Annotated in this window: 24 protein-coding genes and 2 pseudogenes; 14 read left to right on the top strand and 12 right to left on the bottom strand. The window is 59.0% G+C overall.

Annotation, left to right across the window (positions count from 1 at the left end):
• Positions 1-147: 147 nt before the first annotated feature.
• From YUO_RS48060 to YUO_RS0130030, 3 genes are read right to left on the bottom strand one after another with little or no spacing between them, the layout of a single operon-like run.
• Positions 148-603, bottom strand: coding sequence for a hypothetical protein (locus YUO_RS48060; protein WP_235782873.1), 456 nt, complete (start codon positions 601-603; stop codon positions 148-150).
• The gene (locus tag YUO_RS48055) at positions 552-2489 is read right to left on the bottom strand and encodes a S8 family peptidase (protein WP_235782872.1); all 1938 of its coding nucleotides are present in this window, start codon (positions 2487-2489) and stop codon (positions 552-554) included. The genes YUO_RS48060 and YUO_RS48055 overlap by 52 nt, the downstream gene beginning before the upstream one ends.
• A gap of 6 nt (positions 2490-2495) precedes the next feature.
• A complete protein-coding gene (locus tag YUO_RS0130030; RefSeq protein WP_235782871.1) occupies positions 2496-3467 on the bottom strand; it encodes an AAA family ATPase in 972 nt (323 codons plus the stop codon).
• 567 nt (positions 3468-4034) lie between these two features.
• Between YUO_RS0130030 and YUO_RS48735 the strand changes: the two genes are divergently transcribed.
• The 8 genes and pseudogenes from YUO_RS48735 (at position 4035) to YUO_RS49060 (ending at position 8878) form a co-directional block, all read left to right on the top strand.
• Positions 4035-4595: a hypothetical protein gene (locus YUO_RS48735; protein WP_347335953.1), complete on the top strand. Its 561-nt coding sequence runs from the start codon at positions 4035-4037 to the stop codon at positions 4593-4595.
• Entirely contained in the window at positions 4520-4954 is a 435-nt protein-coding gene (locus tag YUO_RS48730; RefSeq protein ID WP_028350570.1) for a TIR domain-containing protein, read from the top strand. The genes YUO_RS48735 and YUO_RS48730 overlap by 76 nt, the downstream gene beginning before the upstream one ends.
• 83 nt (positions 4955-5037) lie before the next feature.
• On the top strand, positions 5038-5295 hold the full coding sequence (locus YUO_RS48725; RefSeq protein WP_028350569.1) for a hypothetical protein: 258 nt from the start codon (positions 5038-5040) through the stop codon (positions 5293-5295).
• An 89-nt stretch (positions 5296-5384) separates the two neighbouring features.
• A complete protein-coding gene (locus YUO_RS48720; RefSeq protein WP_347335952.1) occupies positions 5385-5960 on the top strand; it encodes a hypothetical protein in 576 nt (191 codons plus the stop codon).
• Entirely contained in the window at positions 5957-6694 is a 738-nt protein-coding gene (locus YUO_RS48050) for an argonaute/piwi family protein (RefSeq protein ID WP_235782870.1), read from the top strand. The genes YUO_RS48720 and YUO_RS48050 overlap by 4 nt, the downstream gene beginning before the upstream one ends.
• Positions 6695-7084: 390 nt before the next feature.
• Positions 7085-7510, top strand: a complete 426-nt coding sequence (locus YUO_RS48045; protein WP_235782869.1) for an argonaute/piwi family protein — start codon at positions 7085-7087, stop codon at positions 7508-7510.
• Positions 7511-7567: 57 nt separating this feature from the next.
• A complete protein-coding gene (locus tag YUO_RS47320) occupies positions 7568-8257 on the top strand; it encodes a hypothetical protein (protein ID WP_051379716.1) in 690 nt (229 codons plus the stop codon).
• Between the two features lie 7 nt (positions 8258-8264).
• A pseudogene (locus YUO_RS49060) lies at positions 8265-8878 on the top strand (Shedu immune nuclease family protein).
• A gap of 138 nt (positions 8879-9016) precedes the next feature.
• Here YUO_RS49060 and YUO_RS0129990 read toward each other — a convergent pair.
• The 4 genes from YUO_RS0129990 to YUO_RS48030 form a co-directional block, all read right to left on the bottom strand.
• On the bottom strand, positions 9017-9784 hold the full coding sequence (locus tag YUO_RS0129990; RefSeq protein WP_028350567.1) for a hypothetical protein: 768 nt from the start codon (positions 9782-9784) through the stop codon (positions 9017-9019).
• Between the two features lie 2 nt (positions 9785-9786).
• Entirely contained in the window at positions 9787-11052 is a 1266-nt protein-coding gene (locus tag YUO_RS0129985; RefSeq protein ID WP_028350566.1) for a hypothetical protein, read from the bottom strand.
• A gap of 145 nt (positions 11053-11197) precedes the next feature.
• On the bottom strand, positions 11198-11719 hold the full coding sequence (locus tag YUO_RS0129980; protein WP_156908827.1) for a hypothetical protein: 522 nt from the start codon (positions 11717-11719) through the stop codon (positions 11198-11200).
• A 1968-nt stretch (positions 11720-13687) separates the two neighbouring features.
• Complete coding sequence (locus tag YUO_RS48030) at positions 13688-14284, bottom strand: ATP dependent DNA ligase (protein ID WP_051379713.1); 597 nt, start codon at positions 14282-14284, stop codon at positions 13688-13690.
• Between the two features lie 368 nt (positions 14285-14652).
• Between YUO_RS48030 and YUO_RS0129960 the strand changes: the two genes are divergently transcribed.
• From YUO_RS0129960 to YUO_RS48025, 3 genes and pseudogenes are all read left to right on the top strand, one after another.
• Positions 14653-15333: a hypothetical protein gene (locus YUO_RS0129960; protein WP_028350564.1), complete on the top strand. Its 681-nt coding sequence runs from the start codon at positions 14653-14655 to the stop codon at positions 15331-15333.
• Positions 15326-16030 carry an RES family NAD+ phosphorylase gene (locus tag YUO_RS0129955; RefSeq protein WP_028350563.1) on the top strand — a complete coding sequence of 235 codons (705 nt, stop codon included), beginning with the start codon at positions 15326-15328 and terminating at the stop codon, positions 16028-16030. The genes YUO_RS0129960 and YUO_RS0129955 overlap by 8 nt, the downstream gene beginning before the upstream one ends.
• A gap of 267 nt (positions 16031-16297) precedes the next feature.
• Positions 16298-16756 (top strand): annotated as a pseudogene (locus YUO_RS48025) (phospholipase effector Tle1 domain-containing protein); the annotation flags it as partial.
• Here the strand turns inward: YUO_RS48025 and YUO_RS49055 are convergent.
• The 3 genes from YUO_RS49055 to YUO_RS0129940 all read right to left on the bottom strand — a co-directional run bounded on the left by YUO_RS49055 (position 16714) and on the right by YUO_RS0129940 (position 18442).
• On the bottom strand, positions 16714-17517 hold the full coding sequence (locus YUO_RS49055; protein WP_430649567.1) for an AAA domain-containing protein: 804 nt from the start codon (positions 17515-17517) through the stop codon (positions 16714-16716). The pseudogene YUO_RS48025 and the gene YUO_RS49055 overlap by 43 nt on opposite strands.
• Before the next feature lie 198 nt (positions 17518-17715).
• Positions 17716-17988, bottom strand: coding sequence for a hypothetical protein (locus YUO_RS42165; RefSeq protein ID WP_035727955.1), 273 nt, complete (start codon positions 17986-17988; stop codon positions 17716-17718).
• Between the two features lie 250 nt (positions 17989-18238).
• The gene (locus YUO_RS0129940; protein ID WP_028350561.1) at positions 18239-18442 is read right to left on the bottom strand and encodes a hypothetical protein; all 204 of its coding nucleotides are present in this window, start codon (positions 18440-18442) and stop codon (positions 18239-18241) included.
• A 49-nt stretch (positions 18443-18491) separates the two neighbouring features.
• On the opposite strand from YUO_RS0129940, the gene YUO_RS0129935 reads away from it, so the two are divergent.
• The 3 genes from YUO_RS0129935 (at position 18492) to YUO_RS0129925 (ending at position 20529) form a co-directional block, all read left to right on the top strand.
• Positions 18492-18764 carry a hypothetical protein gene (locus YUO_RS0129935; protein WP_028350560.1) on the top strand — a complete coding sequence of 91 codons (273 nt, stop codon included), beginning with the start codon at positions 18492-18494 and terminating at the stop codon, positions 18762-18764.
• 206 nt (positions 18765-18970) lie between these two features.
• Positions 18971-19222, top strand: coding sequence for a helix-turn-helix transcriptional regulator (locus YUO_RS0129930; protein WP_028350559.1), 252 nt, complete (start codon positions 18971-18973; stop codon positions 19220-19222).
• Entirely contained in the window at positions 19222-20529 is a 1308-nt protein-coding gene (locus YUO_RS0129925) for a type II toxin-antitoxin system HipA family toxin (protein WP_028350558.1), read from the top strand. Before YUO_RS0129930 ends, YUO_RS0129925 begins: the two co-directional genes overlap by 1 nt.
• Positions 20530-20549: 20 nt before the next feature.
• Here YUO_RS0129925 and YUO_RS46625 read toward each other — a convergent pair whose 3' ends face one another.
• Positions 20550-20693 carry a hypothetical protein gene (locus tag YUO_RS46625; RefSeq protein ID WP_156908825.1) on the bottom strand — a complete coding sequence of 48 codons (144 nt, stop codon included), beginning with the start codon at positions 20691-20693 and terminating at the stop codon, positions 20550-20552.
• 569 nt (positions 20694-21262) lie between these two features.
• Positions 21263-21487, bottom strand: coding sequence for a hypothetical protein (locus YUO_RS0129910; RefSeq protein ID WP_156908824.1), 225 nt, complete (start codon positions 21485-21487; stop codon positions 21263-21265).
• Between the last annotated feature and the right edge of the window lie 38 nt (positions 21488-21525).

Below are 21525 nucleotides of genomic sequence, written 5' to 3'. Positions count from 1 at the left end.
GGAAACCGGCTATAGTTCGTCTGGCTTGGTCGGGTCTCCGACACGGCGTTGTGGAACTGATACGCAGCAGGGAAAAAGAGGATGGGGCCGCCGTCGGGTCCGGATCGTGACAAAGGTGGCGATCGGCTCATTCCATTTGCCGCTTTCTCAACCTCGAAGGCGGACACGAGCGCGCAGCCGCTCGTACAATTGCACTTCCGCTTGATGGGTCAGCTCCACCACGATTGCAAAGCGTTGTTGCGTTTCGAAGGTTGCTGCCCAACCGGCGTCGCAACGCACGACCAGATAATAGCTATCGCCATAGGCTTCGGTGCCGCGCGTAAACGTTACACTCGCGGTTTGCAGAGTTCCGCGTTCACGCTCGCGCGGACTCGGCTTCAGGCCGCAGTCAAAGCGACCGTCGATATCCGGCTGACGCCCCTCCTCCTGGGTTCTCCGTCGGAAGTGCTCGAAGATCAGATCGGGCTCACATCCTCGGACCAGACGAAAATTCATGCCAATTCCGGCATAGTCGGCGCGGGTGTGACGAACTGGGGGATCGAAGGCAAGCGTCACGCGGATGCTGCGACGGCCGCCACTCTGGAACAGCTCGGGAATCGGCAATTGATAGACCGCAAAGTGGTCGAGCGCCAATTCATCCTCGGCGTACAGCACGACGCGATGATCATCGGAATATGCTGCTCGCTCTGAATCGACAGCGCCATGGCCGCAGATTGAACGCATGGCATCGTCACCGAGGGTTTGAAGCCTGAGCTGGGCCTCATCCGGGATGCGCGCCGCGCCTGCAAGCAACGCACGGACGAGGTTTGCAGACGCGCTGGGAAAGCGCGCAAGAATCTGCGCTGCTCTTTGTGGGCAACGCGAGGGGCGGCATAGGACGTGCCGGATCCCGCCGTAAACAACCGGTCAAGAAACAGATGATGGAGCGTGAGAACACCGGCCGTCGGCAAGTCTTCGCCCAGCCGCAGCCGCCCTACTGCGGGATCGAATACCATTGTGCCACCGACATCGACCAGATCCGGCTTGATGGAACCGCCGATCCCGGGGCCGATCCGCGTGAAAGGCGCAGGCTCGAACGCACGCGTGATGGGACGGGCATGAACGTGCTCGACAAGATCGGGCCCAAGACCCTCGCCGTGCGCCAACGCGCCGACCGTGAGAACGTTCATAGCGCCCGCAGGCTCACACAGACGGTTGGCCGGTTCGAGCAGATAGCCGGGATACTCAGTAACGGCTTGTTCCAGCCGATTACCGCTGCGGGGCGCGCGATTGCCGGCCGAGACGATGATGACGGAATCGAGTTCGCGTGCGAGTTCATCCAGCGTTGCCGCCCACGGGCCAACCTTGCCTCCGTCATAGGGGCGCTTCGGATCACCGAGCGCGACGACAAAGAGGCGGCAACCGAAACGCTGATTGAGGGCGGTCAGGGCTTCGCGCATCTGGGAGGCAATAAGACGACGTTCGTCGAATTGACCACGTTCGTTCACGACCTTGGCCGAGGCGATGCGCCCTGCCCGCACCAGCGCGCCAGCGGCAATTTGATCGCGCAGATCGCCAAATAGTGACACGCCGGCAACGCGCGTGCCGTGGCCCCAATCGTCGGCCGTTCCGAGCCGCTCCGGTACACCGATCGCGCCGACAATGGCGCCCGCCAGCAACGGATGGTCATTGACGCCGCTGTCGATGATGCCAATGACCGGCGCGTCGTCGCCAACGTCGTCGATCTCCGGTAGATCGGCGATCGTCAACTCAAACGCCTCGCCGGTGACAATATCAGGTTCGGGCGGCAGATCGACATCGGCAACGTCTTCGACTGTGAGGAGCGTCTGTATCACATTGCCGGACATGCGAGCGCGCAGCATTGTAATCGATGGGCCAACATAGCGGTCAAGCACTTCGCCTCCCCGCGCATCTATGTATTCGGCGATTTGCTCAAGCTTTCGGGTGCGGAGTTCACGCCGGCCAATGTCCCATAGCTCGAGATCGAGGACGAAGACCCGGTCCGCATCGAAGTCTTCAGGCAGGGTCAGCCCTTCTTCACGCAATCGCAGCCCGATACGATCACGAGGTTTCACCGCGCCAATCTCTTCGATGCGGGTGATGAAGCCATTGTAGGACGGGGCGGCTTGTCCAGGCGGGGTTCCCTGCGCATAGGCCTGCAGGCGATCGCGAAAACCCTGCAGATCGTCATTCGATGCGAAGAGGATCAGGGTTTTGTCTTCATCGCTGGCGAGGAGGGTCAGTCCAAGCCGCTCCCAGTCTTCCTCCATCGTCATTCCGGTCATGCGAACGCGCAGAATGAGCGACGGATCGACGAACTCCGGGCGGCGACGGCGTTGCTGCTCAGCAATAGCGGTGTCGAGCTCAGCACGAAGCTTGCGGCTATGTACGCTGACGTCTCGTTGAGGGGCAGCACCTCCTCCCCCATGCTTCCGCCGTTCGAGACGCTCGGGAAGCCGCAGGAGCTGGAGGTGGTCGTAGCGCGGCACGCCGGATCAGTCTTCCAGATGCTGCAGGCGTGCGGTGCCAGACCGTCGTCGAATCTCATCAGCGACGGCGTGACATAAGTCCAATTCACGGACCTCTTTGCGGCGCTCGATTACGGCGGCCTTGATCGCCTGCACGCAAATGCGTTCGATTTCGGCGAAAGAATAGCCATCCAGCGAACCGACATGAGAGACTGGATCGAAAGCTGTTTTGATATTCTTGAATTTCAGCGCCAGGAAATGCTCGATCATCTCTCGGTCCGGCTTTTCGAACCAGATGACCTCGTCGAAGCGGCGCCAGACCGCGGGGTCAAGGGACTGGTCGAGATTGGTCGCCGCAACCAGAAAGCCCTTCGGCTTGATCCGGTCGATGAAGATCAAAAGGCTGTTGACCACGCGCCGCAGCTCGTTGTGCTCGCTCGTATCATCACGCGAGCGCGCCAGCGCATCAAATTCGTCGAGAAAGAGGACGCAGGGCTGCTTGCGCGCGAACTCGAAAATCTTGCGAATGTTGGTCGCGGTTTCGCCAAGATAGGACGAGATCAGGCGGTCGATCTTGACCACGAACAGCGGAAGCCCGAGCTCGCCCGCGAAGATCTCGGTGCAAAGAGTCTTTCCGCAGCCCGGAGGTCCACAGAACAGCAGCTTCGAGCGCACCGGGAGTCCGCTGCGGCGGATGTCATCGGCGCGGCGAAATTCCTGAATTAGTCCGGAAAAGATCCGGATATTGGCCTTGCTGAGAACAATGTCGCCCTTGTGCTCCGGCTCGACGCGCTCGACGAAATCGTTGGCGGCGTCCGGGAACGGAATGAGCGGCGCCAGCGCCCGCGGTGGGGGCGCGCGGTTCGACGCATGGTCTAGGGTTTGGCGGAGGGACCGGGCTAGAACGCGGTTGTTCTTCTGCTCTTCCTCAAGAATGATCTGTTCGGCAACCGCCCGGAACTCGTCGTCCCGGCCGTAACTCGCCAACAGCTTTTTCATCAACTCGCCGCGAGCCATTAGCGGTCCACTTATCTAGCTTGGCGTCAAACATAGTTTGGATCGTCCGGTCCCACCATGCCTTTCAGCCGTTAAAGTCACGTCAACCACAGCCAGATGCGGGGCTGACGACAGCGGCTCAGCGGGGTGGCTCCGACCGATCCGGCGGGCATGGGCCGGGGCGTACAGGTGCTTATGCACCAAGCCCAACAAGTAGCGAACAAAACGAGAATCCGCAATAGTCGGCTCGCGCCCAGGGATCGGGAATTTGTGCACCACCTCTAATCGCTCGTATGAGGTCCAACCCGCTCGTCATTTTCGGCAACGCATCGTCCTTGGCGACACCGCCCTCGCGCAGCGAAGCGAAGCGGTGGGAAGCTGGCTTCGGATGTCCGCGGTTGTTGCGTCGCGGAGATTCGCTGGCTCAGCATTCCGCGACCGAGGCTTGTTTTCGTTGCGTGGGCACGTCCACAAAAGCAGGTTTATCTTGTTGTTGGTAAAACTTAGGGACCAAGCAATACCGCGATCCCTCGCTTGACTGCCTAGGAGACGAGCACTCATTCTGCAAGCATGAATTATGACTTTTCAGGTCTATCCCATAGCGAATTCGAAGATCTGGCCCGCGACCTCGTCGGGCGAGAGATAGACCTGCGCTTCGAGGCCTTTCCGGCAGGCCCGGACGACGGGATGGGCGGCCGCCATGCGCGAGCCGACGGATCGATTGTGATGCAGGCGAAGCACTACCACGGGTCCGGTTTTGCGGCGCTGAAGTCAAAGATGGCGAAGGAGCGGCTGTCGATCGATCGGCTAGCAGCGACGCGCTATATCCTCGTGACATCGGCGCCGCTCACGCCAAAAAACAAGAACGCGTTAGCGCAGATCATCGGCCCTTCGCTGCAAACGCCGGGCGACATTTTCGGTCCGGCGACCTCAACGCTCTGCTTCGAAAATATCCGGACAACGAGAAAGCCCATCAAACGCTTTGGGCGCAGAGCACCTCGGTTCTGGAAACGGTTGTCACGGAAGCGGTTGGAAAGGCTCTGTCAAAGCCCGGGGTGGTTCCCGCAGTTCTTGCCAATCTCCTTCCGCCTGCGGAGGCTGCCGGGAATGCTGCGCCTGTCGAGAAGGTAGCGCGAGACACCATATTTCTGATCAAAGCATCGCCTGTCGACGATGAGTTTGCGCTTTGGCTCGCGCCCAAGCTTGAGGCCGAGGGGTACCGCGTGTTCGCCGACATCCTCACGCTTCAGCCCGGCGACCGATGGCGCCGACAGATCAATGAGGCGCTGCAATACCGGGCCGTGAAAGTTCTGCTCATCTGCCGCGATGCCACGCTCGCTGACCCTCATGTCCAGGATGATCTCGACATCGCGCTGGAGTTGTCCAAGGAGCTCGACGATTCCCGGTTCATTATTCCGCTCCGGCTCGAACCGGGAAAGAAGGTCAAGGGCGTCGGAGATGCCGTGACCGTTGATTTTGTGCGCGGCTGAGGAGAAGGCGTCGGTCTCCTACTTGACGCGCTGCAGCGCCAGAAAGTCCCGCGTCCTTCCGGCCAGCCGGTGATCGATCCAAATTGGGAGATTTTCCGGCGGCGTGGCGCGATCCCGCTCGTCGAGGAGGCCGAGCGACCGACCTCGAACTGGCTGCGCGCGGCGGAAGCGCCCGACGTCATCCGATCTTTGAGAGCACCGGGGTGATCGAGGACCGATTGCTGGATCGGGCGCTCGAGGATTTCCTCTATCCGTGCGCGAAACAGGGTGCCGGGATCATCACTTTTGCTGAACAATCCGAAATCGACGTCGCGTTCGCGTCTGCCGCCGATTCAAGCTGAAGTACGAGATCCCTCTGCTGGAATTCATCGACAATGGCTTTTCTGCGCTTGGGATTGAGCGTCAAGTCGCTTCCAACTTGGTCATTGCGATGATTAAGAAGGCTTGGCTGTCCTTCTGCAGAGAGAAAGGCTTCGTCGAGTATCAATATTCCAATGCTGTCGGCTTCCACGCTTCGGCCGCGCAGGCACCGACGGGACACCGCATCCCCTGGGGCAAGCAAGGCGACCGGCGGTCCTCGATGCTGCGCAATGTCGCGAAGGGACATATCTGGCAGTTCGGCGTTACTGCGATGCCTTATTTCTGGCCGCTCTGGCATCTGAAACTCAAGTCGAGGGTATTGTTCTCGGTCGACAACAATACGGCCGAGGGGCTCGGCATCGATGACGCAAGGAAGCTACACCGCCTGCGCCGAAGCATTTGCAAGGGTTGGCGTAACAAGCAGTGGCACGGACGCATGCTCGCATTCCTTGAGCTATTGTCGGGCGAGTCGGCCTATATTCGGCTGTCGTTGTCTGCGAACGCAGCGCTCGCCATCGAAGCGGCGCCGATGCTGTTCTCCTCGCCGGTGAGCACTGCGCTTCCCGATGTTCTTGACGCCGACGAGGAAGAAGCTGACATCAGCACCCTGGGTCGCCCCGACAACGATGACGAGGCCGACGCATGAGATTTCCGGAGAAATCGCTGCGGGTCGAACACTTTGGCGAACCGCAGCTTGAGTTTGCATTTTCGCAGCGCAGTCCGCACCCCAAGGCCGGATTGTTCCTGTACGGACCTCATGCCAAGGCGAAGAAAAGCCGGGAAATCGGGGTCGGCGTGGTCGGCACCACTGATGGGATCGCGCATTTTCGTGCATGGGGTCGCAAGCTCAAATCGGCTGTCCGGGTTCCGCCGCCCGGAAAAGGCGAGAAGGCCGACCGGCTGCACCTGGCGGACTTCCCGGGCTTGGATGAGGCGTTCGGGATTTCGTTCGAGCCGGACGAATGCAGCGCCCTGTCGATTCCGTGGAAGGACATCGATCGCGCAACGCGCATCGTCAACCTGAACGAGGCCGTCGACAAGGTCGCACGGCTCTACATCGATCGCGTAAAGCAGCACTTGCGGAACGACGAGCGATCGGTCGACGTCTGGATCTTGGTTCTGCCCGAGATCGTCTACGAGCGATGCAGGCCTCAGTCCAAGCGAACCGGCCTGCCGATGGAAAAGGGCGAGTTCACCAAGCGGCAGAAGGCGAAGGAGAGTGTCCCGCTGCTCGCTGCCATGGGCGCCATCATCAGACAGAGGAGGCGATTTTCGAGGACGTTCCCGATTTCCATCGCAGGATCAAAGCTGAATTCCTGGCGATCGCGCCGACGCAGTTGGTCCGTGAGACGACGATTGCGCCGACGCTTTCCTCAATAAGGCCGGTTATCCGGTGCGCAAGACACAGGATGCTGCAACGATCGCCTGGAATCTCGCGACCGGTCTTTACTACAAGACGCAGCCCAAGCCGCCGTGGCGGCTGGCCGACGTTCGACCGGGGGTCTGTTACATCGGCATGGTCTACAAGAGCCTGCCGAACGACCCCGATGGTCATGCCTGCTGCGCGGCGCAGATGTTTCTCAACGAGGGAGACGGTGTTGTCTTCCGCGGTGCCAACGGACCGTGGAAGACCGGAGACTACGAGTTTCATCTCAAGGCGCCCGCGGCGAAAAGCCTGCTCGCTTTGGTGCTGAAGACCTACGCCGAGACGCATGGCGGGCCGCCTAAGGAGCTTTTCATCCATGGGCAGACCTATTTCAACGAAGAAGAGTGGAACGCCTTTGTCGAGGCGGCGCCGAAAGGGACCACATCATCGGCGTGCGCATTCGATCGACAGGCGGCGAGACTAAGCTTTTCCGCGATGGCGACTATCCCGTGCTGCGGGGGACCGCGCTCCTGCTCGATGATCAGACGGCCTATCTCTGGACGACGGGTTATGTGCCACAGCTCGATACTTACATTGGGCCAGAGACGCCCAACCCGCTGCATATCACCGTCATGAAGAGCAAGAACGCAAAGCCCGACATCCGCACGGTGCTCGCAGACATCATGGGTCTCACCAAGATCAACTACAATTCCTGCAACTTCAATGATGGCCTGCCCGTCACTGTCCGGTTTGCGCGGATGGTCGGAGACGTCCTCACCATGGGGTCGGCGAAAGGAGAGGAACGTCAGCCATTCAAGTTCTATGTTTGAACGTGCGCTAGCTTCCTTGTGACTGGGGTCACGGGCGCAGTGCATTGGTAATCCGGCATGATCAGCTTTGAAGAAGACGACCGAGGATTAGTCCTCCTGTACGAAGTCGAGAACAACGATCCTGAGTGGGCCTCGAAACGGCTGAAGGACGACGGCAAGGTCACCGTAAGCAATGGCTTCACCTTTGAACCCGCCGACCTGTTGAAGGCTCCTTCGAAGCGCGGCGGCGAGGAGCCGATCTACGAATTCCACTTCGCGGAGAAGAAAGCCGGCTATTATCGGATTCCGGGCCGGATTTTGGGGTGCGACCACGATGTGCTGATTACGGTCAACGGCCTCCGCCTTGAGCGAAAAACCTTCATCGCGGAGCGCAACCTCCGCATTTTCCCGCGCATCGAGAAGGTGAAGCCAACCTCCGGCGAGATCGTCGTCGGAGGTTCACGGCAAGACGGGATACCGGTTGAGATTTTTCGCGAGCTTCTGGCAAAATTCCCAAACTCGACCGAACTCGATCAGTATGCCAGCGCGCGGGTCAAGGCGATCGTGGGGGAGATCCTCGATGGCAACGCGGCCGCGAGAGAGAAATACGAAGCCTATCTCGAGCGGCGAGGTTCGGCCGTGTCGGCCGCTCCTTTGGATGACCCTGAACTCATCCAGGCCGAAATCGACAAGTACGTGCTGTTGACACCATTTTGGTTTGGCTCGTCGACGCAACAGCTTACAGTGAAAAGGACTGGCAACGGCTGACATCAAAGTGATCCTCCTGCTGTTTCCAAAATACATTGCCGTACTCGAAGGCGTCACTGTCGCAGATTTTTATTCCAGGCCTGGAACACGGAAAAACAGGTTCATCGATATCTGTCTCATCGATGCCGGGGGAAGTATCGATGTCATCGAGATCAAGAAGCCGTTCAACGACGTGCTGTTGAGCCGGGGCCTTTATCGGGGCAACAACGTCCCCACGAAGGAGCTGTCTGGAACGATCATGCAGGCCGAGAAAATCTCTTCCACCTTTCGAAATGGGGCGTCGAAGGTGAGCGGCAGCTCACCAAGAAATATGCCAACTTGCTCCCGAACGGCATGCAGATCCGGGTGACCAGCCCGAAAGCCATGATCTTGTTGGGACGCGACAAAGGAGCTGACGGGAAATCTGCGCTTGCGGACGATCAGCTATTCGATCTCGAGGTGATCAAGCGCAAGTATTCCAACATGATGGACATCCTCACGTATGATGACTTGGTGCGCCGCCTTGATAATGTTATCGCATCCCTGTTCCGACGCCGAGGCGCGGGTAGTTTTGTAGCGAAGAGCCTGAAACGCTATGTTCTGGAGCTAAAGAGCAACAATACCATTCAATTTTCAGCATGAAGGCGCGCTCGAAGATGGGTATTTGCATGATCGGAATAATTGCTCGATGTGCCGCTGGTGCATGCGAGCAACGGCCAGGGCTCCAGATAGCTGTCCGGACGGAGCTTCAGAGGCGCAACACGTCATCACAACGCCCGCTTAAGGTGCACCGGAAACGATCAAGGCCTTGGGGGTCTCGGACGCTGTGGGCTTGATGGTCCGTCCGAACAGCGGCTGATCTGGAATCGTCGGGATAAACGAGAAATCGATTGGATCGAGGGTGTGTGTGTAGTCCTTCAGGAGTTCCGGAACAAAGGGCGCCAAGTTGAGTGTCATGCCGTTGACCAGTTGCGCCGTGACCGGACAGGCCAAGTAGAAATTGATGTTCTGAAGGACGAGCGACGTCGGGCTCGGCTCGAAGTGTAAGCGAATGGGAGACGCCTTCAACTGCCCACGGTATTCGGGCCCGCCAGGCGAGCGTGCCAGGGTAACATCAACGCCAATCGACTGGGACGGTACGGTCACGTTAATATTCTTGTCCGCCGTCCACGGCAACTGACAGAGAATGTGGCCCGCGACATCGAGCGGCGTAAATTTGAAGCTGGTATCGAGGCTTGCTGAACCGGTCGTCTCAAGCTTCATCGAAAGCTTAGCGAGGTCCGCGGAGAATGCCACATCGCGGAAACATATCCCAAGATCACCCGTGCCGGAAATGCTGCCGTCAAAGTTTCCGACATTGCCGGTGCGATGGAGTGCGTCAACCGCCCCTTTATACGTTTCGCAAGCCATCTTGCGGCCGGTCTTCTCCGCTTCGCAGGCGAGCTTCTTGGTCGACTTTTCCGCTTCGCACTGAGTCTTCTGCGTGGCATAGAGCCCATTCTGGGTCGCCTTTTGGGCTTCGCAGGCAGCATCATAGAGGGGACCCAAATTTACGCAGGCTGTATAATCCGCGTCATAGATGGCGTTTTGCGAAGCTTTCGCCGCTTCGCAAATCGTTCATTGGCGCAGACGCCCACGACGCATTTGCGGCACTCACGCGTATCATGATTGTGCTGGCAGTTGCGAGAACGGCGGCAATCTCGTGTGTCTTCGTTGAGGTCGCACGCCTGGTTCGGCGTACAGTCGCCCCTCGGAGTGCAATCAATTGCCGACGCGTCCGGTGTAGGGATCTTCTGCTCGAAGGTCTGCTTCGGGATGGCGCCGGTACCTGCGATGCAGGCCTGTGCTTGTGCGAATGCGCTGTTGAAGGTGTCGGCAATCATCGCCTTCGCAACCGCAACCCACGCACCGGTTGATACCTCGCGAAGATCAAATCCATCCGACATGCGGCGTGTGAAGCCGGCAGCAAGATCGCTGAACGCGCCCTTCGACGCCGTCTTTGCGGTCAAAGTTTTTGCGGGCGGCGTGAGTTGCGCAAGCACTATCACGCGGCTGTTGTCGATGAGTAACGTCGCGCTTCCGAGTTCGTAGGGGCTGCGGACGGGTTGCGACGAAAGCGTGAGCTTGAAACTGCTCCCGGATGCAGGGTTGATTTTGATCGGCCCCGACGGATCGAATTGATCCTGAAGGCTGGCGGGCAACTCGGCATTGAGGACCGGCGCGTTCGTCAGCGCACCGACGATGTTGTCGGCATAACTCTCGAGAAGGCTCGCAAGGAACGCGCCGGCAGCGGTGGCATCGTAACGCTCCGCGAGCGTTATCTTGTTGATGTGAAGCGATTTGAATGCCGGCAGGAGTTTCACCTGTGTGGCGCGCTTTGGTGCGGTGATCATGGCGGTGGTGGCGCTCAGGAAGAATTCAGCCCGCCCGGCGAGTTGTGGCTTGAGGCGCTCGATCCACGCACGCTTTTGAGGATCGTCACCCGCGTCTTCGGGACGCAAGGAGAGATCGAAAGCTGCCGTCACCTTTAGGAGTTGGCGGTCGGTCTCGACCGACAATTTTGTGACGCCCTTGCCCTTGAGCAACTCACCCGCGATCATCTCGATCGTTTTGACGTCGACACCCGCGGCGATGTTGGGACTCGGCATCGCCTCTAGGGCGCTAAGCGCGCCATCGATCGCGGTCTGGCGCTGCTGCTCAGACGTCACCGGAGGCCAATGCGTGTTGACGATATCACGAAGATTATCGCCTGACAGCGCGTACCACGTGCCAGCGCCCGCGAGGACGCCAAGAAGGAGGAAGATACCCCAACGCATTGCCTCGCCCCGCAATCAGAGAGTGCAAACTGCGATCCTTACAGTATCCGCATGCAACGCCCAAGGGCGCGACACCGCTTGTCGACAGCTTTGCACAGCCCCCCGTGCCTAGGTCGAGCTCAAAATGCCGCTAACGCGGGCTGGCCTATTCAACGTGCTTCGGGCTTCGCCGGAACACGGCACGCCAGTGTATCACCAAGGCGAGTACTGCCACCGCGGTCAACACAGCGAACAGGGTTGGCTCCAATCCCGGCAAAAGGGTGGCGTTTTTCTCGCACGTCATTTTCCTGCCCTCGCGGATAACGTCGGTGCAGATGCGCGCGGGATCATCGAGTTTGGCCAGCGCGGACCAGTCCCAGATACTGCTCACGAGCTTTGGCGGATCATCGGTCGTGACGACCTTGGCGCTGTTGAAGATGCGCCAGAAATGAATGAGGACCGCTGCGGGAAGAAGGGAAAGAAGAAAGAGCATCACCCCTTGATAAACTTTGCCTTCCGGCGAATTCGTCACGATGCTTTCGAAGCCGACGATCGGGATACGATCGTGCCAGTGGCCGGGCGGCGTGGGCTGGGCGTAGCGCAGTCCAACTAGGGAATTTACAAGCAGAACGATGCAGGTCAGGGGAATGCCCCACATCGCGGCAGGAACGCGGTTGCCGACAATCAACTTGACGCCGAAGATCTCTTGCCCGCCCTGAACAACAAATCCAAGTATTCAGCGCGTAATAGAGCAGAAACAGGCCGACGACCGTCCATATCTTGCTAAGTTGTTGCTGAGTCATCCCATTTCCCACTGTGGGCGGTCGTTTGGAAGCGGAGAGTAGACAAGTAAGAACACGTCTACGTAACGGAGAACTCGCAATTCGAGACCTCACCGCGGAACACAATTGTCTTTGGAGGTACCAGACGGCGTCGGTCAATACGCCTTTGGAAGAGCCTATCTTGCCGCGGCCTTCCCAAACTTCGTCGCGTCAGTGCGTGTTTGCACTGTTTGTCCGGCCTCCAAACACCGTGATTCTACGGAATCCTCAATCTTGTGGAAGGCTGTAAAGTTAGTATTGCCAGCGTGGTGTTTTCATCCCGAACAAATATTTGGGCTGGCGGAGGGCCGCAGCGAATGCGGCCCTTTTGCCGTCCAGTACTCTGCTAGTCGATGCAGCGTGTCCATTCTTTCAACGAGCCATTCCGGGTGGGTGCACCAGTCATGGCGTGGCCGCCGCATGTCGTCCGACATTGCATGTTGTCGAGTTTGTTAGCTCCCAAGGATATCGCGCCTAGCCGCCCTGGGCTTCAATATTCCGACAGGTGGGCGCAGGGACAGCCGCGGCATAAACGGGCCCCGCGTCGGCTGTCCCCTCCTGAGAACTGGGTGGCCTTTGATGAGCAATGATAGCCAAGTCACTGTTCATTTCTCCTGTCCGCATTGCTTGACGATGTATCGAGCGAAGCAGGAACGACGAACCAACTATTGTTCTGGCGAGTTCTATTGCGAACGCTGCGGAGTCGCCGGTTCATGATTGGACCGGGTTTTATGATTTCTCGAACTGGAAAGCGATGTTCAGAGGCCTGCCGAACCGCTAGCAAGCATCACCTCTTGCCGCTCTCCAGCATCGACTTTTCCACTTCGGTGGCCAGTACCGACAAGTGTCGCGCTAGCCGCTCGAATAGTTCTCGCTTGTTGGGAGCGATGGCCGTATTTCGGATTAGCTCACATGCTGCGGCATCGCTCCGCAGCTTTTCGGCCTGAGATGCCATGTCCTGCATTGTAGCGCCCCTGCCTGCCCGATGCCCTATCACACACCCGACCGCAATGAGAGACAATAAGAAAGATTGGGCGACTTGCTCGAATTCGCCTGAATGAAAACAGCAGCTGGGTGCAGCAATTGCTAGTAATTCTGCGGGTGTGCCGATACGCCGATCGGATCGGCCCGCACCGGCAACGGCTCATCAGCCCATCCTCAGGCAAGGCCTGAACGATATCGCTACTCGTTCGGTAGGAAACCACCACGGCGCCCCCGCCCACTTGCAAATTTTCTAGTTCAAGTGCTGGCTTTCGATGAAGCGCCGTCGCCAATATGCTGCGATACCCTCCTGACCGTGGATGATCCTGCGGCCTCCGCAGGCGCATTCAATCACTGCATCCTGGCTGTACATTCCAACTATCGGATCGATGCGAGCAGCGCGGTAAGCAAGGAGCCGGTCTAGCGCGATGGCCATCGGGTCACAGGGTTTCATGCGTCCCCCCTACGTGCCACGGATGCAGGCCGCGTTAGCGCTGCGAACATGAACGTCATCTGAACATCGAGTACGGGAACCAGTCTGCTGATTCATGCCTTAACCTACATTAGGGTGGAGGTACGCCGGCACCACGACCAGCATGGAAGCGGCCTAGATCGCCCACCGGCAAGAAGGGTGGCGCAAAGCAAACCCGAAGTACAAGCGGCGCTCACGTCAGCCGTGCAGCGATAAGGAAGTGAAGCAGCTAGGGTCGCTTGCTAAGGCGAACACGCCAACCGGCGTTTAGCCTCAAGATGCAGCGCCCCCCAGCATCGATTGCAAGCAAAGCGCAACGCGAGGCGATTTCCTTGAGACCAGTGAACCGTTCGGCGTACAATCGCCGGAAAACGACGCGACGCTAATGAAGTGTGGACGGGGCTTCGAGGATTTGGCTCACGTCAGGCTTCTCAAGCCCGTCAGCACTGACGCATTCGCAGGGCATTCCTGCTCCGCACTGACACCCGACATCTTCGCTCCATGCCCGCTGGGGATGATTTTCGCATACCCATCCCAGTCCGAAGCAGACAGTGCAATCAGGGTTTATCATTCCGCGAAATCCCTTTGAACGAACTGGCACGTAGCAATCCCTCCGTGAGTCGCGGTATTCAACGTCCGCGTAGAATTGCGGTTCGACCCATGTTGCTTTCGGCTTCCTGATGGGTCTGGTTAGCTTGGACTTCGGGCTAACCACGGTGTCGAGTTGTTTTCTAATCTGGCTGGAGATAGTGCGAGACCAGCCGGTCCCGACCTTGCCCATGTAGACGAGATCTTTGCCCTTCTGCTTGCCAAGGTACAGAGCCGCGACACCAGTAGGGTCTTTGACAAATCCCACGACGGGAAACTTGCCGGTGTGGACCTTGATCTTCAGCCAATTCTCATTGCGCTCGGAACGGTAAGGAGCGTCTCGTTTAGAGATGATGCCTTCCCAGTTCAATTTAGCGGCATATTCGAACATCTGTTGGCCATCGCCGGTGAGATGTTCAGAGTACAGTACAGGCCGTTCTCGCCGAGCTGGTCCAGTAGCGCCTGCTTGCGTTCGATCTGGGGAGAATTGCGAAGGTCACCATCGCGCCATGGGAGATCAAAGACGTAATAGAGCAGTCGGTCCTGTCTGCCTGCTGCTAGCTCCGCCTATAATCCTGAAAATTTGCCCAGCTTGTGAGCGCAACCGGCTGCCAGCCAATAGCGGGGCAGGAACCAGCTTCGACGTCTTGCTTACCCCGAACAGGCCGATTTTGCTGATTATTCGAAAGCTTCGGAAAGGTCCTTGATGATTTCGGTTATTGTATTATATTGATAACCGTCATCATATGGACCTAAGCCATGACCACGGCCGAGAAAACCCTCGAACTCTCGGGTGTCGCAACCGTTACCGGAACCCCCGAAGAGGTAAGCAACCGTCTGGCCCAACTGCCCGTGGAGCAGGTGGTCGCTTTGACGTTGAAGCATGGCAACAAACCAGCTGTTCGGGCGCTTGTGGCTACGCTCGCCAATCTTGTTCCGCTCGTCTCTAGTATCGTCGAGCATCGGCAGGATGTGATGTTCCGTTCGATTATCGAGGCCCTCGTCCCCGATGTACCCCTTCCGGAACACAAGCTGATCGAAGCTCGCATGACAGCCGAAGCACGCAAACGCGTGCTCGAGACCGGCGATTGGATGACAGCGGCACAGGTCGCCAAGGTAGCCGGATTCAGCGCCAGCAATCCAAGCGCTCAACCGAACAAGTGGAAGAAGGATGGGCAGATCTTCGCGGTGCATCATCGCGGCGTAGACTACTTCCCGGGTTATGCCTTGGATGCCTCGACCGACTACAGGCCGACTAAAGGCCTAGCGAAGGTGCTAGAGGTCTTTCGCGGTCAGAAGGACGATTGGGGCCTAGCCTACTGGTTTGCGTCGGCCAATAGCTTCCTCGGGGGCAAGCGACCGCAGGACTTGCTGATCAGCAAGTCCGATCGCGTCATTACCGCGGCAGAGGACGAGGTGGCCGGCGTGCTCCATGGCTAAGAAGAGGTCTGGTGTACGCCGCCCGGCCGCCCGACCGTCGCCAGCTCGGCCGTCGGGCGTGCCGGCACTACCCGCCGATCTTGCCAATTTGGTGAACATGAAGACGTGGCCGAAGGGCCAGGTCTTCCATCGTATTCACCAGAAGATTTATGGAAGCAGCCAGTTCAACCCGGGCAAGGGCAACGCGAGGTTCAGCCCGATCAAAGCCTCGGACGGCTCGAGCATCCCTACGCTCTACGGCGGCACGACCTTCGAGTGCGCTGCGATGGAGACCGTTTTCCACGACGTGCCATTCGCCCCCGGACTGAAAACCTTCGACAAGCAAAAACTCGTCGATCAAGTCCGGTCTCAGGTCACCCCCAAACGAGATCTCAATCTGGTCGAGCTCAGCACGACTTCGCTCAGAAAGCTGGGCGTTAAGCGCAGCGAGCTCATCGATACCGAAAAGGACGAGTATCCAAATACCCGGAAGTGGGCAGAAGCTATCCACGCCACGTGTCCTCACGCCGATGGACTGTGCTGGGTATCGCGACAGGACGACCGGGCCCTCGCTCTGATGCTTTTCGGCGATCGCATCACGGCAAAGGACCTCTCCCCGACGGGAGCCCCACAGAATCTGCTCACAGACATTCCGCTCTACGCAGACCTCGTTGCCCTCGCCGATCGAATTGGCGTCAATCTTGTTGATGGCAAATAGCGGCACGCCGCAACCGTCCAATATCGAAACGACTATCCCCTCAAGGGTAAGCCAGGTCACACTTCTACCCCCACAATCTGTGATATTATTGGAGTGTTGGCGCACTTTTCTTTTCCGACGGTACTGGCCAGGCGGGTGGCACCAATTTCGACGAAGCCCGAACCAACCTTTACAAGCTCTACCGAGCTTGTCGGGTTGATCCCGACACGAAGGTCAAACCCTCGGAGTCTCGGTTCGGCATCCGACGGTCATTTCAAGATCGGCTGGATGCGATGGCTCTATGACCTCGCCAGCATGGCGACCGGCCTTGGCATCACCCGAAATATCGTCGATGGCTACGCGGCGATCATTGGCCTGTATGAACCAGGTGACCCCATCTATCTGATCGGGTTAAGCCGCGGCGCGTACACGGTACGCTCTGTTGCCGGCGTGATGACTTACTGCGGCATCCCGCGACAATTGCGGGGCGGATCTCCACTCCGGCGCGATCCGAAAAGCCTCCAAAAGCTGGTCGAGCATGCGGTCACCGACGTCTATCAGTTCTGTCCCTCCTACGCTCGCAAGGATACCAAGAGCTATCGCAGGTTCCTCCTTGAGACCCGCGATGCAATCGCAGCGGAATTCAGGCGAGACTATGGGAGCTCGCAAACCGCCGGCGCGCTCGAAGAGGCCAATATATTTGCTTATTTCATTCGCGTGTTCGATACGGTCGCGGCGCTTGCCCGACGTACGAGGTCCCTCTGCGCGGCATACATGCGGATGACGCCGATACCGGCGTCGTGCTTCGTCTGGCTAGTCAGCCAATCCATGAACTTACTTTGCGCCAGCCATTTTTCCAGCAGCGCCACGATCGCATGCGCCTCCGCCTGATTGATACGGCTGGACCCATTGGAAGGAACTCGTTCGTAACCTCGCTCGCCCAACCTGTCCGTATCGATCCAAAGCAGCGGCCTGTCGAACTCCGACGGCAGACAGGATCGATCAACTTCGGGATCGAGTCTTCCTGGCTCCAGCTTGAGGTCCGGATAGAACACTTCCGACACCAGCCGTCCGATGGGCGGTAGCATCCTGTATTGGGGCTTGAGACTGAAAGCGGCGTGTCTGCCGTACACTTGCCACGCGCTTGATGATTTCAGCTTCGTGATGCGGTCGAGCTGAGCGTGGTCACCGGCCAGTACGGCCCCATCGAGCAGCTTGCAACCGCACGAGCAATTCGCTCGCGCCGCCTCATCTACGATAACGAGATCGAATGGAGTGCTCGTAAGGCCCAGCGACGTGCGCCCTAGCCCCACGCAAGAGCCGGCCACTATTGTGCCAGCCAAAAATGGTTCGAAGCTCGGCCGGCGCGAGAAGCGCCCGCCATGAAGTCCGATTCGACAGCCGCTCCGGCGAAAAGACGGGCCAAGTTGCTGCCGCTCACACCTAATCCGTCGGCGTAAGCCTCGACCATCTCGTTGACCACCTTTCGTCTCCGGATATTTCTTCATGGCGTGTGAAAGCAATGCCTTCTCACTCGATCGGCGCCTGCACGAGTGAAGCAGCGCCGCGAGCTGCACTATCTCAACATTCTGAATATTTAGAACGCGACGTAGTGGACGGTGAGCTTCGCCATCCTTTCGGCTCCTGTCCGAGGAACGCATGTCACGCCACGCCGCGTTCGGCGGGACCGGCACTTTAGCGAGGCCTCAGTTCGATTGCTGGGTGCTCACGCCCTCGGGAAGTGTCCTCGGCGAGGGCAAGCCAAACGGAAGGGTCGTGTTGGCGAGGGCATCGAGCGCCGCCCGTTCTTCCGACAGCCGTCGCTCGACATATTGTCTCTCCAGCTCCGTCAGCTCGGTTTGAAACAATTGCGCGCTGCGCGTATCGGGCGGGCGAGCGCCGAAGGGGCGCTCGCCCGCCCGATAGCGGTGAATGTTGCTGCGATGCGTGCGCATGCGAGCAAGGGACTCGTAGATCATCGTCGTTCACCCAGCGTTTGCTATGTCAACTCCCTTGGTTTAGGGCGAGGGCGAGGGCAGTATCCGCAAGCGCTGCTTGCGCAGCGCCCTCACCCCACGTTGTGGACTTGCTCTGGCTGAATGTCGTCCGACAGAACACCGAAGACGGATATGGCCGCGTATACGCACGCAAAGAGAACGTTGCCGCTGTCCCCGCAAGCGGCGGTGTACTGAGACTCTATCTCATTTTCTGCTTAGTTGTTTTCCGTTGTTAGCGCGCGAAGCACGCCGGGTCGGTTAAGCAAAAAAAGAGATCGCAGATGCCATTCAACGGGTCCTCATCGCATTCAGGATATGACGTATTGGCTACGAGTACCTTGGTGTCGACCGGTTGCGCGGCACCACCAGCGGCGAAAGTCGGTACCGCCGCTGCAAGCGCGACGGCGCTCGCAGTAACAAACAGCAATTTTTTCATTCGAGACTCGCTTCCTTGGATTGGCCCCAGCCGTCCTCAACAGTCTTAGATGACGACCGCACAATTGGTAAAATACATTCTCTTGATTGGACCCATCTACGGAATGGATCGACGAAGCGATGGCGATCATCGAGCAAAAGACCGGGCTTTTTTAGAGGAAACCGTCGGGCTCCCGTTGCGCGTGACGCGCGATCTGCAATTCCGCAAGACAATCCTCGAACAGGTCGCAGATATTACCGCCGAACGGGACGCGCTGTGGCAGCGTCTCGCATTGCTAGCGAGACCGTCGCGGCCAACCCCGCCCGACCAACCGGCCGTGTAAGCAATTGGGGCACGCCGGCGGGTGCTTTCGCGTACAGCGGTGAATCGGACCATTACGCCATCCAGGGGTCGGCGCCAAAATGGTAGTCTATGCGCCACTTCGATAAACTGATTTTATGCGATCAGACGCATAACTTTTGTTTATGCGCCAAATCGGATATTTCTATTTTATCGGATTTAGCGCATAATGGGGCCGGAGAGTGAGCCATGACCGACCTCGCAAGAACACCGCAGCAGATAGGCAATCTGGTACGCCGCGCCCGCAAAAAGCGCGACCTCAGCCAGACGCAGCTCGCCGACCAGGCGGGAGTGCGGCAGGAGACCATTTCCCTGATCGAGACAGGCAACCCGGCGGCAAGGCTCGAGACTATCCTCGCCGTGCTGGCCGCTCTCGACCTTGAATTTCGCATTGTGGCCCGTCGCAAGGCTGGCCCGGCGGACATCGAGGAAATCTTCTGATGGCCCGCCGTCCTCGCCATGCACCGCTGCGTGTGCTCCTCAACAACCGACTTGTTGGCCACCTCACCAAGGCGGCAAGCGGTGCTATTCAATTCCGGTACGAGGATGATTGGCTCGGATGGGAACACGCCCTTCCCGTCTCACTGTCGCTGCCGCTGCGCGAGGATGCCTTCCGAGGCGAAGCCGTTACGGCTGTCTTCGACAACCTCCTCCCCGACTCGGACGCCCTGCGCCGCCGGGTGGCGCAAAAGGTCGGCGCCGCCGGGACCGATGCCTACAGCCTGCTCGCTGCGATCGGGAGGGACTGTGTGGGCGCCCTGCAGTTCGTCGCCGAGGATGATGATCGCCATGGCGATGGTCACACTATCGCCGGCGACGCCGTCGACGACGAAGCGATCGAAAAGCTTCTCAAGGGGCTTGCCCAGGCTCCGCTCGGGCTCACGCGCGACGATGATTTCCGGATTTCGCTGGGAGGCGCGCAGGAGAAGACGGCGCTGCTGCGGAACGGGGGCAAATGGCTGAAGCCGCACGGCACAACGCCGACCACCCATATGTTCAAGACGCAGATCGGGGAGCTGCCCAACGGCATCGACCTCTCGAACAGCGTCGAGAATGAATACTACTGCCTGAAACTTGCCGCCGCCTTCGGCCTGCCGGTGAACCAAGCCGAGATTGCCACTTTCGGCAAGACAACGGCGCTCGTGATCGAGCGCTTCGACCGGCGGTGGACCCGGGATGGCCGTCTGCTCCGCCTTCCGCAAGAGGATTGCTGTCAGGCCCTGTCGGTACCGCCGACGCGCAAATACCAGAGCGATGGCGGCCCCGGCCTGGTGAAGCTTCTTGGCCTGCTCAAAGGCAGCGATAACCCCTCCGAGGATCAGGCGATCCTGTTGAAAGCACAGATTTTCTTTTGGCTGATCGGCGCAACCGACGGCCACGCGAAGAACTTCAGCATCTTCATAACACCGGGTGGCCGCTATCATCTGACACCGCTCTATGACGTGCTCACGGCACAGCCCAGCCTGGACACAGGCCAAGTCCAGCGCAAGCAGATGAAGCTCGCAATGTCGGTGGGAACGAACAACCATTACAGGATCGCCAAGGTGCAGGGTCGGCATTTCGTACAGACCGGCCAATTGGCGGGCGTACCGAAAAAGCTCGTGCAGGAGTCAATCGAAGGGGTAGCCGCTGCCGCTGAAGCTGCGCTCGCCAAAATCGAAAGCGAGCTGCCAAAGGGCTTTCCCGAGGCAATTCATACTTCGGTGAAAGCGGCCGCTATGCAGGGCCTGCGTTCATTGAAAGTATAAGCTGGCAGGTCAGAGCTTCATCAACCGCGCTGCATCTGCCGCAAGACCCGCCGCCAGGCGCTCAACGAGTGTGACGCCGTCGCGTACCGCGCCTCGCGGATGACCAGTCGCCGGCCTTCGCGGTAGCTGGCGTCGCCGGTTCTGGCGATGTAGTCGGCATCCACCGATCCATCCCTATGGGCGAGCTGATGCCGCTGTTGGTCTTCTCCTAGTGTTGTGGTTGCGCATGCAACCGACTAGGCCCGCGCCAATGAGGGGGATTCCTATCAAGGCCGGAAAGCGGCGGTTTGGTGCGGGCTGGAGCGCAGCGACGACACGGCCGCCGTTTTCCGCCCGCAGCAGCGCGGAGGGTTTGGCCTTGAGTGCATGGGGGCCGCAGGCCCCAAAAGCAACGAAAACGAAGTCAGCCGGAGGCTGGCTATTCAGCAGGTGCGCGACGTGCTCAGTTGAATCCAGATAAAGCTGGCCAGGAGCCTCTCGGCTTCCTCGGTAGGTTGTCCGGCGTCGGTCATGCGCTCAATCAGCCTGCGCTGCCGAGCGAGGATCGTCTCCCCGTCCCGCACATGCCGCTGGACCATCTGAAGCGTCGTTTCACTGTAGCGCATGCCTGAGCATAGCAGCTTTCGGCTCTTTCCGCAGACCTCGCGCGAGTGATCGTTACCGGATGGCGGAGACGGCAACGGCGGCGCCGGGAGCGCCGCGAGTAGAGCTCGGTCCGAACGGACGCGGCAGACTAGGATTCTTTATGAAAGAAGCTGTCGTTGACCCGCCTCTTGTAGAGCGCCTCGATCTCTCTGCTGAACATCCGCTTTCTGGTATCGTTCAAGATGAACGAGCCTAGCATTCCAAAACGCTCAAACAGCAGCGCGACGTCAGGCGTAAGCCCGGTGAAACGCTTGCTCCACTCCGTAAACAACGTCAGGAGATAGTCGCGCAGCGCCGTCTTGCGGCGGCTCAAGCCCTTCGATCCGTTTCCATGACTCTCGTTCTTCACCT

The organism is Bradyrhizobium murdochi (assembly GCF_000472965.1).
In the GTDB taxonomy this organism is placed as follows: Bacteria; Pseudomonadota; Alphaproteobacteria; order Rhizobiales; family Xanthobacteraceae; genus Bradyrhizobium; species Bradyrhizobium murdochi.
This window is presented reverse-complemented; position numbering and strand designations above follow the sequence as displayed.

Bases quoted from the DNA above. Each gene is read 5' to 3' on its own strand.
- YUO_RS0130030 (WP_235782871.1), bottom strand. From the start codon at position 3,467: ATGAAAAAGCTGTTGGCGAGTTACGGCCGGGACGACGAGTTCCGGGCG.
- YUO_RS48735 (WP_347335953.1), top strand. From the start codon at position 4,035: ATGAATTATGACTTTTCAGGTCTATCCCATAGCGAATTCGAAGATCTG.
- YUO_RS48720 (WP_347335952.1), top strand. From the start codon at position 5,385: ATGATTAAGAAGGCTTGGCTGTCCTTCTGCAGAGAGAAAGGCTTCGTC.
- YUO_RS48050 (WP_235782870.1), top strand. From the start codon at position 5,957: ATGAGATTTCCGGAGAAATCGCTGCGGGTCGAACACTTTGGCGAACCG.
- YUO_RS47320 (WP_051379716.1), top strand. From the start codon at position 7,568: ATGATCAGCTTTGAAGAAGACGACCGAGGATTAGTCCTCCTGTACGAA.
- YUO_RS0129985 (WP_028350566.1), bottom strand. From the start codon at position 11,052: ATGCGTTGGGGTATCTTCCTCCTTCTTGGCGTCCTCGCGGGCGCTGGC.
- YUO_RS48030 (WP_051379713.1), bottom strand. From the start codon at position 14,284: ATGTTCGAATATGCCGCTAAATTGAACTGGGAAGGCATCATCTCTAAA.
- YUO_RS0129960 (WP_028350564.1), top strand. From the start codon at position 14,653: ATGACCACGGCCGAGAAAACCCTCGAACTCTCGGGTGTCGCAACCGTT.
- YUO_RS0129955 (WP_028350563.1), top strand. From the start codon at position 15,326: ATGGCTAAGAAGAGGTCTGGTGTACGCCGCCCGGCCGCCCGACCGTCG.
- YUO_RS49055 (WP_430649567.1), bottom strand. From the start codon at position 17,517: ATGAAGAAATATCCGGAGACGAAAGGTGGTCAACGAGATGGTCGAGGC.
- YUO_RS42165 (WP_035727955.1), bottom strand. From the start codon at position 17,988: ATGATCTACGAGTCCCTTGCTCGCATGCGCACGCATCGCAGCAACATT.
- YUO_RS0129940 (WP_028350561.1), bottom strand. From the start codon at position 18,442: ATGAAAAAATTGCTGTTTGTTACTGCGAGCGCCGTCGCGCTTGCAGCG.
- YUO_RS0129935 (WP_028350560.1), top strand. From the start codon at position 18,492: ATGACGACCGCACAATTGGTAAAATACATTCTCTTGATTGGACCCATC.
- YUO_RS0129930 (WP_028350559.1), top strand. From the start codon at position 18,971: ATGACCGACCTCGCAAGAACACCGCAGCAGATAGGCAATCTGGTACGC.
- YUO_RS0129925 (WP_028350558.1), top strand. From the start codon at position 19,222: ATGGCCCGCCGTCCTCGCCATGCACCGCTGCGTGTGCTCCTCAACAAC.